Annotated in this window: 12 protein-coding genes and 1 pseudogene; 5 read left to right on the top strand and 8 right to left on the bottom strand. The window is 68.8% G+C overall.

The window, feature by feature from the left end; genetic code table 11:
- Positions 1–10: 10 nt before the first annotated feature.
- The 3 genes from LX88_RS08000 to LX88_RS07990 form a co-directional block, all read right to left on the bottom strand.
- A complete protein-coding gene (locus tag LX88_RS08000) occupies positions 11–796 on the bottom strand; it encodes a metallophosphoesterase (RefSeq protein WP_258947640.1) in 786 nt (261 codons plus the stop codon).
- 152 nt (positions 797–948) lie between these two features.
- On the bottom strand, positions 949–1749 hold the full coding sequence (locus tag LX88_RS07995; protein ID WP_258947114.1) for a hypothetical protein: 801 nt from the start codon (positions 1747–1749) through the stop codon (positions 949–951).
- On the bottom strand, positions 1746–5771 hold the full coding sequence (locus tag LX88_RS07990; RefSeq protein WP_258947113.1) for a polymorphic toxin-type HINT domain-containing protein: 4026 nt from the start codon (positions 5769–5771) through the stop codon (positions 1746–1748). Before LX88_RS07990 ends, LX88_RS07995 begins: the two co-directional genes overlap by 4 nt.
- A 286-nt stretch (positions 5772–6057) precedes the next feature.
- Between LX88_RS07990 and LX88_RS07985 the strand changes: the two genes are divergently transcribed.
- Together LX88_RS07985 and LX88_RS07980 are read left to right on the top strand one after the other, a co-directional pair.
- A complete protein-coding gene (locus LX88_RS07985; protein WP_258947112.1) occupies positions 6058–6618 on the top strand; it encodes a hypothetical protein in 561 nt (186 codons plus the stop codon).
- A gap of 75 nt (positions 6619–6693) precedes the next feature.
- A complete protein-coding gene (locus LX88_RS07980; protein ID WP_258947111.1) occupies positions 6694–8793 on the top strand; it encodes a discoidin domain-containing protein in 2100 nt (699 codons plus the stop codon).
- Positions 8794–8918: 125 nt separating this feature from the next.
- Here LX88_RS07980 and LX88_RS07975 read toward each other — a convergent pair whose 3' ends face one another.
- Together LX88_RS07975 and LX88_RS07970 are read right to left on the bottom strand one after the other, a co-directional pair.
- A complete protein-coding gene (locus LX88_RS07975) occupies positions 8919–9707 on the bottom strand; it encodes an HAD-IIA family hydrolase (protein ID WP_258947110.1) in 789 nt (262 codons plus the stop codon).
- 4 nt (positions 9708–9711) lie between these two features.
- Positions 9712–10158, bottom strand: coding sequence for a MarR family winged helix-turn-helix transcriptional regulator (locus LX88_RS07970; RefSeq protein WP_258947109.1), 447 nt, complete (start codon positions 10156–10158; stop codon positions 9712–9714).
- 115 nt (positions 10159–10273) lie between these two features.
- Between LX88_RS07970 and moaA the strand changes: the two genes are divergently transcribed.
- Together moaA and LX88_RS07960 are read left to right on the top strand one after the other, a co-directional pair.
- Entirely contained in the window at positions 10274–11332 is a 1059-nt protein-coding gene (gene moaA / locus LX88_RS07965) for a GTP 3',8-cyclase MoaA (protein ID WP_258947108.1), read from the top strand.
- The gene (locus LX88_RS07960; protein WP_090014830.1) at positions 11329–11592 is read left to right on the top strand and encodes a MoaD/ThiS family protein; all 264 of its coding nucleotides are present in this window, start codon (positions 11329–11331) and stop codon (positions 11590–11592) included. The genes moaA and LX88_RS07960 overlap by 4 nt, the downstream gene beginning before the upstream one ends.
- Here the strand turns inward: LX88_RS07960 and LX88_RS44195 are convergent.
- On the bottom strand, positions 11556–13967 hold the full coding sequence (locus LX88_RS44195) for a tetratricopeptide repeat protein (protein ID WP_258947107.1): 2412 nt from the start codon (positions 13965–13967) through the stop codon (positions 11556–11558). The genes LX88_RS07960 and LX88_RS44195 overlap by 37 nt on opposite strands.
- 410 nt (positions 13968–14377) lie before the next feature.
- Here LX88_RS44195 and LX88_RS07950 point away from each other — a divergent pair, with 410 nt between their 5' ends.
- Positions 14378–15025: a transglycosylase family protein gene (locus LX88_RS07950; protein WP_258947106.1), complete on the top strand. Its 648-nt coding sequence runs from the start codon at positions 14378–14380 to the stop codon at positions 15023–15025.
- Positions 15026–15300: 275 nt separating this feature from the next.
- Here the strand turns inward: LX88_RS07950 and LX88_RS44550 are convergent.
- A pseudogene (locus tag LX88_RS44550) lies at positions 15301–16193 on the bottom strand (molybdenum cofactor biosynthesis protein MoaE).
- The gene (moaC, locus tag LX88_RS07935) at positions 16190–16663 is read right to left on the bottom strand and encodes a cyclic pyranopterin monophosphate synthase MoaC (RefSeq protein ID WP_258947104.1); all 474 of its coding nucleotides are present in this window, start codon (positions 16661–16663) and stop codon (positions 16190–16192) included. Before moaC ends, LX88_RS44550 begins: the two are co-directional and overlap by 4 nt.
- Positions 16664–16679 lie beyond the last annotated feature (16 nt).

The following is a 16679-nucleotide window of genomic DNA, read 5'->3' as shown; positions in this document are numbered from 1 at the left end:
CAGACGGTAGTCAGGCCTCGGCGTATGGCAAGGGCACGACCAGGCACGGACCGCCGCTGTAGAGGCCGGCGTCGATCGCCAGCACCTTGTCGTCCGCGTAGACGAGGGGCCCGTCGATCTGGTCCGGCGGCACCCCGAGCTGGTCGGCGATGATGCTGTGCCCGTGCACGATCGTGGTACCGCCGAGGGTCGCGAGCAGCTCGTCCGCGATTTCGGGACCCTGCGGACCCCGGAACGCGTACCGGGTCGTCATCTTGCGCCAGCACTCCCACCAGTCGACGAGGTCGTCGCCCTTGAGCACGTGCCGGACGGCCTCGTTGACCTCTTCGATCGAGGCCCCCCATTCGAGGTAGGCCACCGTGTCGGAGTGCATCAGAAGGTGGTCGTCGCGCAGCTTCAGCGCCGGCCGGCTCGTCAGCCACTCGACGTGCTCGTCGGTCAGCCGGTCCTGGTCGCTGCGCAGCCCGCCGTTGAGCAGCCAGCTGCGCGCGAACGACCGGGGTCCCATGCTGTCCGGCACCTGCTCGTCGCCGAACCGGTACATGCCGAGCAGCAGCACCTCGTGGTTGCCGATCAACGAGCTGACCGTGCCACCGGCCTCTGCCGCCTCCTCGCCGAGACGCATGACCATGTCGATCACGCCCACGCCGTCGGGCCCGCGGTCCACGAAGTCGCCGAGGAACCACAGTTCGGCCTCGCCGCCGATCCAGTGCCCTTCCTCGTCGCACAGCTCGGCGGCGTGCAGGGCCCTGGTCAGTTCTGCGAGGTGCCCGTGCACGTCACCCACGACGTACATCGGGCGTCGATCCGTGTCCACCTCCGCGACGATAGGTGATGAACCCTCGCGCGTCAGTGTTCGGCCTGATTCAACGTTCCCGCCGGGCGAGCGGGGAGGTCGTCAACACACCTGCGGGGGCCGCGAGACGCGACCCCGCAGGTGCACTCGGCCTACAGGTCCAGCAAAGCCAAAGCTTCGCGGACCTTGGTGACCAGTTCTTCGTCGTTCAGGTCACCGGGCTCCCACAGGTCCGGTGCCGCGTAGTCCTCGATGACGAAGAAGACGTCGTGCAGGGCGGCGCCCAGCGCGCCGCCCACCCGTTCGCCTTGGCGCTGTTCCCGCCTCGACGCGTCCATCCACTTCGAGGTGAAAGCAGGCGGCGAGATCTCGCCGGCGACGACCGCGGTCATCAAGGCCAGCTGATCGGACACGGCCGAGCCGGGTGCGACCTCGTGCACGGTCACCCACACCCGTTGCAGGGGCGGGTACTGGGCCGCGATCCCGGGGAGCGCACCGCCGAGCTTCTTGGCGACACGGCCGAAGCGAGCCCTGGCGTCATCGACACCTCCGCCGACGACGGCTCCCTGGACGAAGGCAGGGGAGCCGCCGAGCAGCGAGTAACCATCGGTGGTGACCACCAGCGCCGCCGTCAGGTCGGGCAGTGCCACCACGAAGGCGGTGTCCCGCCACGTCGCAGCCGCTAGAGCAGCCGCATCCGTCAGCGACACCGGCACGAGCGCGTCGTTCCGGTGATCTTCGCCGAGCCGTCCGGCCACTCCCCGGTCCACCCGGACCGCTTTCGCGCCCGCGTAGAGCACGCCGGCGAGTCTGCGGTCGATGTGGGCGGGGGACGCGAACGGAACCACGATCCCGTCCACTCGGCTCAACCAGGCAGGGCTGAAGCTCGCCGCACCGTCGAAGAGGATGTCCGACAACCCTGCGACACCGTCCAGCCCAGCTCGATCGGTCACCAGAGGAACCCCTTGTCGATGATGCTGGCGAATTGGTCGTAGACCGAGAGGGTCTTGTTGGGAATGACCTTGTCCATCTTCCTCTGGATCTTCAGCTCGTAAGCAGACCAAAAGCTTCCGTCAGCGCGCAACATGACCATGAGCTTGGTCTCTGGATCGATGAAGCCGATCGCCTGACCTTGGTTGCGATAGTTGAACCGGTAGATCTTCGTGTCCGGCGCGGTCATGTGCGCTCGCATGGCCGCTTCGAACTCGGCGAGCTTCGCCGGGTTCCGGTTGCCGGTGATGCCGAAGTCACCGGCATGGGCGTCGTACTTCTTGTTCATGGTCTTCGTGCTGGTGAAGTCGGACTTGCTCTCCCAGGCGCCCTTCGGGCCCGATGTCGGGCATCCTGTGTTGTGCACCAGGACCGACGTGTCCCCGGCCAGCACGTAGTAGGTGTGAATGCCGTCAACCGTGAGGTTGTAGACCTTCATGACCTCGGTGTGCCTGGTGGTGCCCGTGACGGCCACCTGGTCACCCGTCACGGTCCGGAAGTGCTCGCCTGCCCGGACGTCCCGCGCGTCGATCCACTGGCCACGGTCGGTGACCCAGAACGGGTGCCGGGCGGTCGCTTCGACGACGCCCGCGTTCGGGCCGCCGACACCTACCGAGACCATCTGCTTCGTGCCCTCGCCGACGATCACCCTGGTGACCGCGCGGGCTCCGGACAGTCCGGTCCGCGGGTCGGTCGCGGCGACCTGATCACCGACCACGACGTCCTTGATCTCTTTGCGTGAACCGTCGGCCATGTAGACCTTGGTCGCCGGAGCGAAGCTGTTGCCCGGCACCGTGCAGGCCTCCACGGCGTCCTGCATCGCCTTGCGGCCCGCCTTCAACTCCCCCGCGGCTTCTTCTGAGCGCTTGAGGAACTTGCCGACCTTGCCGATCACCCTGCCGATCGCCCCGGCCAGCTTCACGCCCTTGCCGATCAGCGCGAGCGGGTTGGCCATCATCAGCGCGTTGACCGCGGTCCAGATGCACGCTTCGATGTCACCCTGGGTGAAGCACTTGACGGCGTCGTTGTAGCCGATGAGGTCGAGGATGACCTCGGCGCCGTTCTCCAGCAGGAAGTCCATCATGGTCTTGCTGGCATCGCGCTGCGCTGCCTTGAACTTCTCGATGCACGCCGCGTCGCCGTTGCAGCTGGCTTCCAACTGGGCCTGCTCTGAGGCGTTCAGCGGCCCGCTTTGGTTCTGCTGCTCCTCCGCGGCCTTCTTGGAGATCGAGATGTTGTAGGCGTCGTCGGCCGCGACCTGAGCCGCCTCCGCATCCTTGCCTGCCTGGACCGCCGAACTGCGCGCGGCCTGAGCGGACTGACTCGCGTCGGCCGCCGAGGCACTGGCCGCGGTGGCGGAACTCGCGGCCCTCGTCGCGGCTTGTGAAGCCGATTCGGCATCGCGAGCCGCCGCGTCGGCAGCGGAGCGAGCCACCTTGGCAGACTCGGCTGCCTGGTTCGCCGAGACCTGTGCGGCGTCGGCGGATGCCTTGGCCTGCTTGGCGTACTCCGCGGCCTCGTTCGCCGAGTTGCGGGCCCGGTCGGCCCACACAGCGGCCTCGTCGGCGGCGTGGCGGGCCACCGCGGCCACCCTGGCGGCTTCCGCGGCGTTCTCCCGCGCGGTCGCCGCGATCCGTGAGCCTTCGGCGATGAGCCTTCGCACCGTCGACACGTGCGAGGCCACCAGTTCATCGCGCTGCCTGGCTTTGTGCTGACCGGTCTGCACGAACTCCCGCACGTAGGACGGCGGGCCTGCCAACGCGATCTGGCCTGCCGCCTTCACCTCGGGGCCGCCGGAGCCGATGATCTCGCCGGCCTTCATCCGGTCGTCCAGGTTGGCCGAGTCGAACTGGCCCTTGGCCAGGAACTCGGTCACGTCGGAGGGTGTGCCCTCCAGGGCTTTCTGACCGGCCCGTTGAGTGGCCGGGCCGCCCTTGGACATGATCAGGCCGACCTCTTTGCGGTCGTCGACCACCTTGCCCTCGTAGTCCTGCGTCCGCAGGAACTCCTCGATGTCCTCGGGGTCACCGCGAACGGCGCTGTACGCCGCGGCCTGCTTCCTCTCGTTCGGAGTCGTCTTGGCCACGTGCCGCACCCGCGCCAGGTCGTCGGCTTCAGCCGCCCTGGTCCGTCGCTGCGTCAGGTAGCTGTACATCTCCGTGGCACCGCCTGCCAGCGCCTGTTCGGCTGCCGAGCGGCTCCAGGACCCACCGACGTTGCGCAACCGCAGCGCCGCCTGCCGTCCGGCCTGCAACATCGTGGCGTCGTCCACGCCTGGAGTGATGGCCGCGTGCAGCGCCGCGTTCAGCAGCGCCTGCGTTTCCTGATCGATCCGCGCTGCCTCCGCGGTCTCGTAGGCGGCGTGGTCGGCGAGGTCCCTCTTCACCTTTTCCGCGGCTGCGACGCCCTCGTCCTGCAGCAACTGCAGACGGTTGCTGTCCGCTGTGCGGGCGTTCTTCTCGATGTCGATGGCGAGATTGGTGGCATCGGTCGCTGCCTGAGCGGCCTCGTGGGCTGCTTTGGCGTGTTTCTCCGATTCCTGGGCGGCTTTCTCGGCTTCTCCGGCGTGTGCGGCGGCCTCGTCTGCGGCTCTGGCGGCGTTTTCGGCGTGTTCGGCGGCGCTCATCGCGGCGCGGTAGGCGTCTCCGGCGGCCTTGGCTGCCTGGTTGGCCAGTGATTCGGCGTTGGTGGCGGCCCGGTTGGCCTGTCCGGCGAACTTGTGGGCGTCTGCCGCGGCGCGCCGGGCGCGTTCGGCTTCCGCGCCGGACACGCCGGCCTGGTTGGCGGCGTCCTCGGCGGCGGAGGCGGCCCGGTCGGCGTTGGCGCCCGCGCTCGATGCGGCTCGGGCGGCGCCCGCTGCCTGGTTGGCGGCGTCGCCGGCGGCCCTGGACGCTTCCGCGGCAAGGCGTGCGCCCGCGGCGACGTCCCGTGCCTTCTGCGCGGCGATCCTGGCGTTGGCGGCCTGGTTCGCATCGGTTGCGGCGTCCGCGGCGGCGCCGCGGGCGTCGGAGGCTGCCTGCGCGGCGGCGGAGGCGGCGGAGGCTGCCTGCATGGCGGCGTTGGAGGCGACGCGGGCGGCGTTGTTCGCGGAGTTGGCGGCGGAGACGGCTTCCTGTGCGGCGCTGGCGGCGCGGCCGGCGAAGTCGGCGGCCCGTCCGGCGGCGGCCGCGGCGGCAGCGGCGTCGTCCTTCGCCGCGGCGGCTTCGGCCGCGGCTGTCAGTGCTGCCTGTTTGGCTTGTTCGGCTGCGGCGACGGCTCGTCCGGAGGCCTCCTTGGCGGCTTCGGTCTCGAGGGCGGCTTCCGTGCCCGCGGCTTGGGCGAGGTTGACCAGTTCGGTGATGCTGGCCTGTTCGTTGTCCCTGGCCCGTGCCGTGTGCTGGCCGGTCGCGAGGAACTCCTGGACGTCGTCGTCGCTGCCGTTGAGGGCGATCTGGGCGGCTTTGTTGACCTCCGTGCCGCCGGTGGCCATGATCCCGCCGACCTTCTTGCGGCGGTCGATGACGGCCGGGGAGTACTGGCCGGCGGCGATGAACTCGAGGACGTCCTCGGCGGTGCCCTCGAGCGCTGTCTGGGCAGCGCGTCGGGTGGTGGGGCCGTTGGCCGCCATGATCTCGCCGACCTTGGCCCGGAGGTCGAGGCGGTGCGGTTCCTGCCAGCCTCCGGCCAGGAACTTCCGGACGTCTTCCGGGGTGCCGCCGAGTGCGGCCTGGGCGGCTTCACGGACCCGTCGGCCCGAAACGGCCATGATCTGGCCGGTTCTGAGGCGGTTGTCGTGGGTGGTGGTGACGTGCTGGCCGGTGGTGACGAACTGGCGGAGTTGGTCGTCTGAGCCCAGGAGTGCGGCTTCGGCGGCGCTCTTGGTGGCTCGGCCGCCGGTCTTGAGCAGTTCGACGGCCACGGCCCGGTCGTCGAGGGCGGTTTGGGCGCTTGCTCGTGGCGGGGTCACGGTGGCGGAGGTGCCGAGGATCGCGGCGACCAGGGCCATGATGGTGACGAGAATTACTGTAACGCGCGCGGTACCCGCGCGCGACAAATCTATACGGACGTTGTCGTCCACAAATCCCCCAGTTGTCAACGCTTTCCCCGAGAAGATGTCCAGATGGCGAGAGCCCGTGTTCCTCGCTACTCCGGGAAAGTTCGCGCCACCTTAGCATTGACGCGCGAATCGTCAAGTTGTATCTTCCTGCTTGGCACGATGGGGGCTGACCTGGGGGTTCAATGGAGTGTAGGGCAATATTCGTCGTGCACTTCCGCAGTTGCACAGTCCTTTGTTGATCTTGCTTTATCGTGTTTTGTGTCCTTTTCTGCACTGGGGGTTCTTTTTCATGCGTTCGTCTTTGACCATTGCCTGTGTGGGCGTGTTGAGTGCCGCCGCGATCCTGGTGACGACGGCAAGTGCGCAGAGCATGGGTGCCGCCTCCGACGGCCCGACGGAGCAGTCGTCGCTCATAGAGGACTTCGAGCACCCGAACAAGGAGGCTGCCGCGGCGATCGGCATGACCTTGAAGAAGGGCGACGGCAGGATTTACTGGGTGGACTGCGCGGTGGGTGGCGACCTGCTCACCGTCGAGAGCGACAGCATCACCACGCCTGATCACATCGCCTGCTTCAGGGTCACCGGCCGCGATGCGCATCTGGCTTTGGAAATCCCCTCGACGTACTTCATCAAGGCAGGCAGCCTCAAGATCAAGGCCGTGCTGACCGCTCAGGTCGATGGCCAGGAAGTCAAGCGGGAATACACCATCAAGTCCGGTGAGCTGACTCCGGTTGGTGAGAGCATCCACCCTGAGGAGGGTGTGGCCGCCCTGGTCGAACTGCGTTCTTTCGCCTAACCAGAAAACAGGTGATCGGTCGATTCATTTATTCAGCGACTAGACGTCGCTCTCGAACGCGCAAGGGTTCAAAAAATGTCACAGCAAGATAGAAGAGTCGTCGCCTTGGTGGCAGCCGTGCTCGCGAGCGGTCTGCTCGTCACCGGATCGGCTCAGGCCGGCTCGGGTGGTACGCCCGTTCCGGACGGCACGTACCAGTTCGTCGCGAAGGTGGAGATCGAGGGCCGGGCGTGCACGGGCGCCCTGATCGACCCGCAGTGGGTCATCACCGCCCGCTCGTGCTTCCCGGAGAACGCCCAACGGACCGGTGCTCCGGCGAAACCCACCACCGTCACCATCGGGCGGACCAACCTCGTGGGCACCGCAGGCCGGGTGGCCAAGGTCACCACCCTCGTGCCGCGCGCGGACCGGAACGTGGTGCTGGCCAGGCTCGACACGACCATCAACGACATCGCCCCGATTCCGGTGAGCACCACCGCGCCGAGCACTGGGGAGACCCTGCGCGTCGCGGGCTACGGCCGCACCGCGACCGACTGGGTGCCCGACCGGCTCGCCGTCACCGAGTTCACCGCCGGGGCTGTCGCCGACACCACCCTCGCCCTCACCAACTCCGCCGGTGCGGACACCTGCAAGGGTGACGCGGGCGGCCCGGCTTTCCGCGAGACCGCCGGTCGGGTCGAGCTGGTCGCCGTCAACTCCACCTCGTGGCAGCACGGCTGCCTTGGTGTGACCGAGACCCGGAAGGGCAGCACCGAGTCGCGGGTGGACGACCTCGCCGGCTGGATCCGGCAACTCGAACAGGCCAACGCCAACCTGGCGCAGAACAGGGTGGTGACCGCCTCCAGCACCGTCGGCGGTATCCCGGCCTGGAGCACGGCGGCGGTGGTCGACGGTGTCCGGGCGTCCACCTCGGCTTCGTCCGGCTGGAGCAGCAACGACAACCTCGCCGCGAACCACGCGGAGTGGCTGACGGTCGACCTGGGGCGTTCCCAGCCGTTGAGCCGGGTGGACCTCTACCCGCGATCCGATGGCGCCGCCACGGGCACGGGCTTCCCGCGTGACTTCACGATCGAAGTGTCCGGCGACGGCACGAACTGGACGACCGCGGTCACCCGCACCGGCTACGGCAGGCCGGGCGCAGGTGCTCAGGAATTCAGCCTGGCCGGGAAGTCCGGCCGCTACCTGAAGGTCACCGGCACCAGCCTCAGCACGGACGACAACGGGCACTACCGCATGCAGTTCGCCGAGATCGAGGCCTACGGCCCGAATTCGGCCCAGGGCAAGGCGGCCGTCGCCTCCAGCACCGTCGGCGGTATCCCGGCCTGGAGCACGGCGGCGGTGGTCGACGGTGTCCGGACGACCACCTCGGATTCCGCGGGCTGGAGCAGCAACAACAGCCTCACCGCGAACCACGCGGAGTGGCTGACGGTCGATCTGGGGCGTTCCCAGCCGTTGAGCCGGGTGGACCTCTACCCGCGATCCGATGGCGCCGCCACCGGTACGGGCTTCCCGCGTGACTTCACGATCGAAGTGTCCGGCGACGGCACGAACTGGACGACCGCGGTCACCCGCACCGGCTACGGCAGGCCGGGCGCAGGTGCTCAGGAATTCAGCCTGGCCGGGAAGTCCGGCCGCTACCTGAAGGTCACCGGCACCAGCCTCAGCACGGACGACAACGGGCACTACCGCATGCAGTTCGCCGAGATCGAGGCCTACGGCGCGAGCTTGGCCACCGGCAAGACCGTGTCCTCGGCCAGTTCGATCGAAGCGCTGCCAGGGTGGGGTCGTAGCAACGCCACCGACGGGACCCGCGTCTACACCGGCAACGGCGCCGCCGGGTGGTCCAGCGGTGTCGGGCCCGCGGGCCGCAGCGAGTCGGTCACCGTCGACCTCGCGGCACCGACCGCGGTCGACCGGGTGGACCTGCTGCCCAGGACCGACCAGCTCGACGGTCGTTCCGGATTCCCGTCCGACGTCACCATCGAGGTGTCCGGTGACGGTCAGACCTGGACCACGGTGGCAACCGGAGCGGGCATCGCGACTCCTGGACAGCCTGGCCGGTCTTTCCCGATCCCGACCTCGGCAACCCGCTACCTCAAGATCATTGGGACCGGGTTCGGCGCGGACTCCTTCGGCGACCACTACCTGCAGTTCGGTGAGATCGAAGCCTGGTGATCGAGGGGCCAGAGCAGTCGCCCTGACCACCCTTCTCCGCTTCGTGGGCGGGGCATCGGGAGCACGTCCCGATGCCCCGCCTTCGTCCGTCCACGGGATTTGCGCGTCTCAGGCGAGCCTGAACGTCAGCCGGTCCAGTCGCCGAACGGGTCCGCGGAGTGACCGACGAGGTCCGCGATCGACTTCAGCACGCGCGTCGGCCGGTACGGGAACATCTCGGCGGACTCGGCGGTGAAGACCCCGGACAGCACGAGGATGGTCGACAGGCCCGCTTCCAGGCCCGACCGCACGTCGGTGTCCATACGGTCGCCGATCATCAGCGCCTGCTCGGAGTGCGAGCCCAGGGTGCGCAGGGCCGAGCGCATCATCAACGGGTTCGGCTTGCCGACGTAATACGGCTCACGGCCGGTGGCGCGCTCGATCAGCGCCGCCACGGCGCCGGTCGCGGGAAGCGAGCCCTCGCGCGACGGACCGGTCGCGTCGGGGTTGGTCGCGATGAACTTCGCGCCCTCCTCGACCAGGCGGATGGCCTTGGTGATCGCGGTGAAGCTGTAGGTGCGGGTCTCGCCGAGCACGACGTAGTCCGGGTCGCGGTCGGTCAGCACGTAGCCGATCTCGTGCAGCGCCGTGGTGAGGCCGGCCTCACCGATCACAAACGCCGAGCCGTTCGGGCGCTGCGAGTCGAGGAACTTCGCCGTGGCCAGCGCGGACGTCCAGATGGACTTCTCGGGGATGTCGAGGCCCGTGCGCTGCAGGCGCGCACGCAGGTCCCGTGGCGTGTAGATGGAGTTGTTCGTGAGCACGAGGAACGGGGTCTCCGACGCCCGCAGCTCCGCGACGAACTCGTCCGCTCCCGGGATCAGGTGCTCCTCATGCACGAGGACGCCGTCCATGTCCATCAAGTAGTGCCACATGGGTCTAAGTATCGATCACGCGCTTGCGAAACGTCTCGGTCTGGAGCTTGAGATAACGCTCGATCACCTGAAGTTCGTCTTCGTCGAAGTGGCCCAGGACCTCGACCATGCTGTCGCGGGCCTTCTCGAACGGTTCACCGAACTTGTCCACGTCGCCCACCGTGACCTCGACCAGGACCTTGCGGCGGTCGTGAGGATCACGGACACGACGGACATATCCGGCACGCTCGAGGCGGTCGATCACGCCCGTGACGGCCCCGGTGGAGAGACCGGACAGGTCGGCGATCCGGCCCGCGGTGAGCGGGCCGTCCGCCCGCATGGCGAGATCGAGGCACTTCTCGTCCGTCGCGGACAGGCCCATCTGCTCGGCGACCCGAGCGTGGAACATGACGGTGAGCGCGCTCTGCTCCCGCATGTACCAGGTGAACCTCTCCAGCACCTCAGGTTCCATGTTGAACATCTTAGCCGCTAAGACATTTTGTTGTCAGAGTGCTCCAAACGGGCGGAACGTGAGAAACCTCGTTTGTGGAGTCACCTACAAGGAGTTGTTCATTAAGCTGAACAAGGTGACAGCAGTGGAGTTGGGACTACCCATCGTGCGTGGTACGCCGGACGTGTCCGCACGTCCGGACTCGCCGCTGCTCGTCGACAGGTTCGGGCGGGTGGCGAAGGACCTCCGGGTCTCGCTGACCGACCGCTGCAACCTGCGCTGCACCTACTGCATGCCCGCCGAGGGCCTCGACTGGCTGCAGAAGGACGAGCTGCTCACGGACGCCGAGCTGATCCGGCTCATGCGCATCGCCGTGGTCGACCTGGGCGTGACCGACATCAGGTTCACCGGCGGTGAGCCGTTGCTGCGCCGCGGCCTGGAGCAGGTCATCGCCGCGACGGCCGAGCTCGAACCGCGACCGCGCATGTCGATGACCTCGAACGGCATCGGCCTGTCGCGCCGCGCGCAGTCGTTGAAGGACGCCGGCCTGAACCGGATCAACGTCTCGCTCGACACCCTCGACCCGGACCGGTTCGCGACGCTGACCAGGCGCGACCGCATCACGGACGTGCTGGACGGCCTCGACGCCGCCCGCGAGGCCGGACTGGAGCCGGTGAAGGTCAACTCCGTGCTGATGCGCGGGATGAACGAGGACGAGGCGGTCCCGCTGCTGCGGTTCTGCGTCGAGAACGGCTACCAGCTGCGGTTCATCGAACAGATGCCACTCGACGCGCAGCACGGCTGGACGCGCACGAACATGGTCACGGCCGATGAGATCCTCACGATGCTCTCGTCGGCGTTCACGCTGACCCCGTCGGAGGTCCCGCGCGGCGGTGCCCCGGCCGAACGCTGGCTGGTCGACGGCGGCCCCGCGGTCGTCGGCGTGATCGCGTCGGTGACCAGGCCGTTCTGCGCCGCCTGCGACCGCACCCGGCTCACCTCGGACGGTCAGATCCGCAACTGCCTGTTCAGCCAGGGCGAGACCGACCTGCGCGCACTGCTGCGCGACGGCTCCCCCGACGCCGCGATCGCCGACGCCTGGCGTGCCACCATGTGGGCCAAGGCGGCCGGTCACGGCATCAACGACGCGGGCTTCTCGCAGCCAGACCGCCCCATGAGCTCCATCGGAGGATGACAGTGACGGCCGTGAAGATCCGCTACTTCGCAGGTGCGCGGGCCGCGGCCGGGGTGGCCGACGAGGACCTGCAGCTCGACGCCTCCGAGCCCACCGTGGCGCTCGTGGTCAGCACCATCGGCGAACGGCACGGCTCGAAGCTCGGCAAGGTCCTCGCGGCGTCGAGCTTCCTGCTGGACGGCGTCGCGGTGCGCGACACGTCGGTGCGCGTGCCGGCCGGTTCTCAGCTGGACGTGCTGCCGCCGTTCGCGGGCGGCTGAGCGGCCAGGAACGCCTCCGCACGACGCACCACAGCGCCCTGCTCGCGTGCTTTCGCGAGCTCCAGGGCTTCCCTCGCCAGGTCCGGGTCGGCGGTCGCCTCGGCCAGCGCGAGCACCGCCGGGGACTCCATCAGCAGGTCGTTGTTGTCCCGCACGTCTCGCACCAGCTCGGCGGCGACCGTCCGGTCGTGCCTCGCGAGCTTCAGCTGCGCCTTGCGCCGCCCGCTCGGGAAGTTGATCCGGTTCGCCAGCTCGATCGCCGCCTCCAGCTCGTCCAGTACGACCATCGCGTCGATCTCCATCCGGACCTGGTGCACCTTGCGCGCCATCGCAAGCCCCTCGGACGCCAGCGCCCTGGCCCTCTCGCGATCACCGGTCAGCCCGGCCACCTCGGCGAGCATGATCAGCATGTTCGGCTTCGCGATGTTGATCCGCGCGTAGGCGGTGCGCGAGATCTCCAGGTGCCGCCGCGCCTGTTCGTACTCCCCCAGGTCCACGTGGACGACGCCGAGGTTCTCGTGGGCACCGGCGGTCTTGATCTTGAATCCGTGCTCCTCCGACAACAGCACGGTCTCCTCGAAGAGCTCGACCGCCTTGCGCAGCTCGCCGCGCATGCCGTGGACGGTGCCCAGGTTGGGCAGCACGGTCAGGTAGAGGGCCGGGTGGGCACGCGAGATCGGCAACGCCTCCCGCAGATCCGCCAGCGCACCGTCGAGGTCGCCGATATCCCGCTTCACCAGCCCCATGTTGTTGAGCAACGTGCCCTTCATCAGGTCCGAGGTCGCGAGTTCGGCCGCGGCACCGTACGACTTCAGGGCCCCGGCGTAGTCGCCCGTCTCCCAGCGCAGGTGGCCGAACCCGTTGTGCATCGCCACCTCCCCGTCCAGGTCGGCCGCCGCCCGTGCTGTCCTGAGGCCGGCGTCCAGCACCACGCCGAGTTCCAGCCGGTAACCACCGGAGTTGAGGTAGCCGCGCAGCGCGTCGGCCAGGCGGCTCGCGAACGGATGTGGCGCGACCTGCGCCGCCGCCACCAGGACCGCGCGCTTCGCGTCGAGCCACCGATGCGCCTCGTCGGCACTGGCGAAGCTCAGTCCTTCTACGTCGAGCTCCAGCTGCGGCAGCCTGGTGATCGCGGGAGCGACCAGCGCCACGGCTCGCAGTGCGGTGGCCAGGTAGGCGGACAGCAGCCGCCGCAGCGCCGGAGGTCCGTCGGGGCCGGCGCTTTCCGCGGCGAAGAGCCGGATCAGGTCGTGCAGGGCGAACCGTTCCCCTGACCGCTGCACGAGTCCCGCGTGCACCAGCACCTCGAGCTGCCGGGCGGTGTCTTCAGCGAGCATTTCACTGAGCACGGCCGTGTCCTCGACGTCGAAGCCGGTGCCGGGGTGCACGCTCAAAAGCCCGAACAGGTGGCGTGCGTCGTCCGGCAAAGCCTTGCGGGACAACGCGAACGCCGCCCGCACCGCCGCGTCGCCCTCGATCTCCAGCGCGTCCAGCCTGCCGTCGCCGCGCAGGTCGGCGAGGTAGTCGGGCAGGTGCTGGTCGGCCAGGTGCGCACCCGCGATGCGCAGCGCCAGCGGCAGGTGCGCGCAGAGCCGGATCAGCTCGGTGCGGTCACCGGACGAGCCGTCGATCTTCATGCGATCGAGCAGCGCTGCGGCCTCCGCGTCGCCCAGCACGTCGAGCCTGATCTGCCCCGGGAGCTCGTTCCTGCTGGTCACGATGGCCGTGCATCCCTCGACATCCGGCACGAGCGAGGTCAGTTCGGTGGCGTTGTCGAGCAGCACGAGCACCCGCCGGCCCTGCAACTTCGCCCGGTAGAGCTCGATCTGCTCGTCGAGGTCCACGGGGACGTTCGCGGGCGGCACGCCGAGCGCGCGCAGGAACCGGCCGAGCGCCTGCTCGACGGTGACCGCCGGTCCCGTCGCGAACCCGCGCAGGTCGACGTGCAGCTGGCCGTCGGGGAACCGGTCGCGGATGCGGTGGGCGAGCCGGACCGCGAGCGCCGTCTTGCCGACGCCGGGAGGGCCGGTGATCGCGAGCACCGGCGAGCCGGACGAGGACAGTGCGGCGAGCTCCTCCTCGCGGCCGACGAAGTCCGGGAGGTCCGCGGGCAGCTGGGCAGGGCCTGGCCGGCGCACGACGAGCCGGTAGCCGGACGCGTCGGTGACGATCTCGTCCTCGACGGACTGCCGCAGCCTGCGCACGAGGCTGCGCAACGCGGGCAGCGGTCCCGCAGGTGGTTCGTCACCCCAGACCGCGCGGACGAGATCGCCGAACAACACCGGCTGGCCGGCCTTCTCCCGCAACGCGCGGTGCAACGCCTCCAGGCGTGACTCCCTGCCCATCACGACATCATCGGGCAGCCGTGACCGCACGCGGTCCACAGTCCCCGCTCGGCCGTGGACGGCGGTCCCCGAACGGCTCGACACGCGTGAGGCACGCCTCACTTTCCGTGATAGATCTCGGCCGATCTCAGATTGGAAACGGACCGATAACGACACCTTTGAGCTGCTGTTTTGTAGGCTTCCCACAACGTTCCAAACCGTTACTGTGATGCGCGTCACGTGCCGAAACATTTGGAGAGGGGCTCGGCGGTTACGTACGGTCGCTCCTCGGCTGGCCCGAACCAGCCACCAGCACCATCCGGAGGACCGAAACACCGAACCCAGTCCGCGGGTTCTCCGGCACATACCCCGAGCGAGAGATACCGCCGGACTGGGACGCAGGAACGCACCGGGCCCCGAACCCGAGTTCCTGGTCGCAGGTGAGGTGGACCGAGAGGCACATGGCTTTCAACCGAGGCAACAAGGGCAAGCAGAGTTCCGCCGCTCGCACTATCGCCAAGGTCGCGGCTGTCGGCATCATCGCCGGCGCCCCTCTGGGCCTGGCCGTTGGCACCGCCAACGCCGCCCCCGGAATGGACTGGGACGCACTCGCGCAGTGCGAGGCCAGTGGCAACTGGGCCGCCAACACCGGCAACGGGTACTACGGCGGCCTGCAGTTCACCCAGCAGACGTGGAACGGCTACGGCGGCCAGGGCAACCCGGCCAACGCCTCGCGCGAGCAGCAGATCGCTGTCGCCGAGCGCGTGCTCGCCGGCCAGGGCCGCGGCGCCTGGCCTGCCTGCAGCGCCAAGCTGGGCAACTACACCGGCCAGGCCCCCAAGAAGGCCACCCCTGCCCCGCAGCAGCAGCGCCAGGCCCAGCCGCAGCAGCGCCAGGCCGCCGCTCCGGTGCAGCAGGCACCGGTCGTGCAGCTCGAGGGTTCGAAGACGAACCCGAGCGGCAACTACGAGATCAAGGCAGGCGACACCCTGTCGAAGATCGCGGACGCCAACAAGGTCGCAGGCGGCTACCAGGCCATCGTGGAGAAGAACAAGGGCTTCATCACGAACCCCGACCTGATCTTCCCGGGCCACAAGATCCTGGTCTGAGCCGCCCAGGCTCGGACCGATCTGATCGGCCGCACGAACGCCGGCCCGTAGACGTGGGCTGACACAGGACCAGGGATCTCACCGTTACCCCCCGACGGTGAGATCCCTGCCTGCATTTCCGGGTGGGGCAAGCCCACAGCGGGCGGGCAGGGCGGCGGCAAGCAGGCCGGGCCATCAGGCAGAGGATCGGTCTCAACGCACCCGCTTCGCTGGAACCGTCGCCGGCATTCGCAAGGCGACCCGCACGGCCAGACTCAGGACTCAGGACTCAGGACTCAGGGGCAGTTGACCCACTCGTCCTCGCCCCCAGGAAAGACCTGCCTCTTCCACACAGGCAACCGAGCCTTGACCTCGTCCACCAGATCGGCACAAAGGGAGAACGCTTCCCCCCGATGCTCGGCGGCCACAGCACAGGCCAACGCCACATCCCCGATCTTCAACGGCCCGACCCGGTGCGAGACAGCGATCCCGTGCACCCCGGAGTACTTGGCGGCCAGGGAAGAAACCACCTCGGCCACGACATCGGAAGCCGAGGGGTGTGAGTGGTACTCCAACTCCAGCACCGCCCGCCCACCGTCGTGATCCCGCACGACACCGGAAAAGGTGACCACGGCACCGGCCCGGTCAGATCCGACCAGGGCCGCGTGCTCCTCCACCGACAACGGTTCCTCGGTCACGACGGCCCGCAGCACCACGCTCATTTGTGGTCACCTCCACGCAGTTGGTCGAGCGCATGTTCCAACACGCTCGACAACACCTCCAGCCCGTCCCGCACCCCGCCGGTCGACCCGGGCAGGTTCACGATCAACGTCCGCCCGGCAACCCCGGCGACGCCACGCGACAACACCGACCCGGGCACCTGTGGCCACCCCGACATTCGAATCACATCGGCCAGCCCGGGCACCTCGTAGTCCAGAACCGCGCGGGTCGCCTCGGGAGTCCGGTCGGTCGGGTTGATTCCGGTACCCCCGGTCGTCACCACCAGATCAGCGCCGGCGGACACCGCGGAGGCCAGGGCCTCGCGCACCGGATCGCCATCCGGCACCACGACCGGTGAGGAAACCGAGAACCCGCGCCCGGCGAGCCACTCGACGATCAAAGGACCGCTGCGATCGGCGTAGACGCCGGCGGCGGCGCGGTTGGACGCGGTGATCACCACCGCCTTCACGGGCGTTCCCACAGGCCGGACTTGCCGCCTTCCTTGCGCTCCACCCGCACCGCGTCCAGGGACGCGGCGGGATCTACCGACTTCACCATGTCGTGGAGCGTCAGGCCGGCCACGGAGACCGCGGTCAGGGCCTCCATCTCCACGCCCGTGCGGTCGGTGGTGCGGACGGTGGCGGTGATCAGCACCGCAGATGGTGCCAGCGCCAGGTCCACCACCACCGACGACAACGAGATCGGGTGGCACAACGGCACGAGTTCCGAGGTGCGCTTCGCGGCCATGATGCCCGCGATCCGGGCCGTCGCCAGGGCGTCGCCCTTGGGCAGGCCGTCGGCGCCCAGCAACTCAACCACTTCGGCGGTCGTGTGCAGGACCCCTGTGGCCACGGCGGTCCGGGTGGTCTGCTCCTTGCCGGAGACGTCGACCATCCGGGCCGCGCCTTGGGAGTCCAGGTGGGTGAACTGCTTGGTCATACGGCGATCGTATGCC

Origin of the sequence: Lentzea californiensis (assembly GCF_024648825.1) — a bacterium.
GTDB classification, from domain to species: domain Bacteria; phylum Actinomycetota; class Actinomycetes; order Mycobacteriales; family Pseudonocardiaceae; genus Lentzea; species Lentzea californiensis.
Note: the sequence above shows the minus strand (reverse complement) of the source record. Positions and strands in the feature narration are given on the sequence as shown.

Excerpts from the sequence above, each read along its gene's own strand:
- LX88_RS07960 (WP_090014830.1), top strand. The coding sequence starts at position 11,329 with ATGACAGTGACGGCCGTGAAGATCCGCTACTTCGCAGGTGCGCGGGCC.
- LX88_RS07950 (WP_258947106.1), top strand. The coding sequence starts at position 14,378 with ATGGCTTTCAACCGAGGCAACAAGGGCAAGCAGAGTTCCGCCGCTCGC.
- moaC (WP_258947104.1), bottom strand. The coding sequence starts at position 16,663 with ATGACCAAGCAGTTCACCCACCTGGACTCCCAAGGCGCGGCCCGGATG.
- LX88_RS07970 (WP_258947109.1), bottom strand. The coding sequence starts at position 10,158 with ATGGAACCTGAGGTGCTGGAGAGGTTCACCTGGTACATGCGGGAGCAG.
- LX88_RS07980 (WP_258947111.1), top strand. The coding sequence starts at position 6,694 with ATGTCACAGCAAGATAGAAGAGTCGTCGCCTTGGTGGCAGCCGTGCTC.
- LX88_RS08000 (WP_258947640.1), bottom strand. The coding sequence starts at position 796 with ATGTACGTCGTGGGTGACGTGCACGGGCACCTCGCAGAACTGACCAGG.
- LX88_RS07975 (WP_258947110.1), bottom strand. The coding sequence starts at position 9,707 with ATGTGGCACTACTTGATGGACATGGACGGCGTCCTCGTGCATGAGGAG.
- LX88_RS07990 (WP_258947113.1), bottom strand. The coding sequence starts at position 5,771 with ATGGCCCTGGTCGCCGCGATCCTCGGCACCTCCGCCACCGTGACCCCG.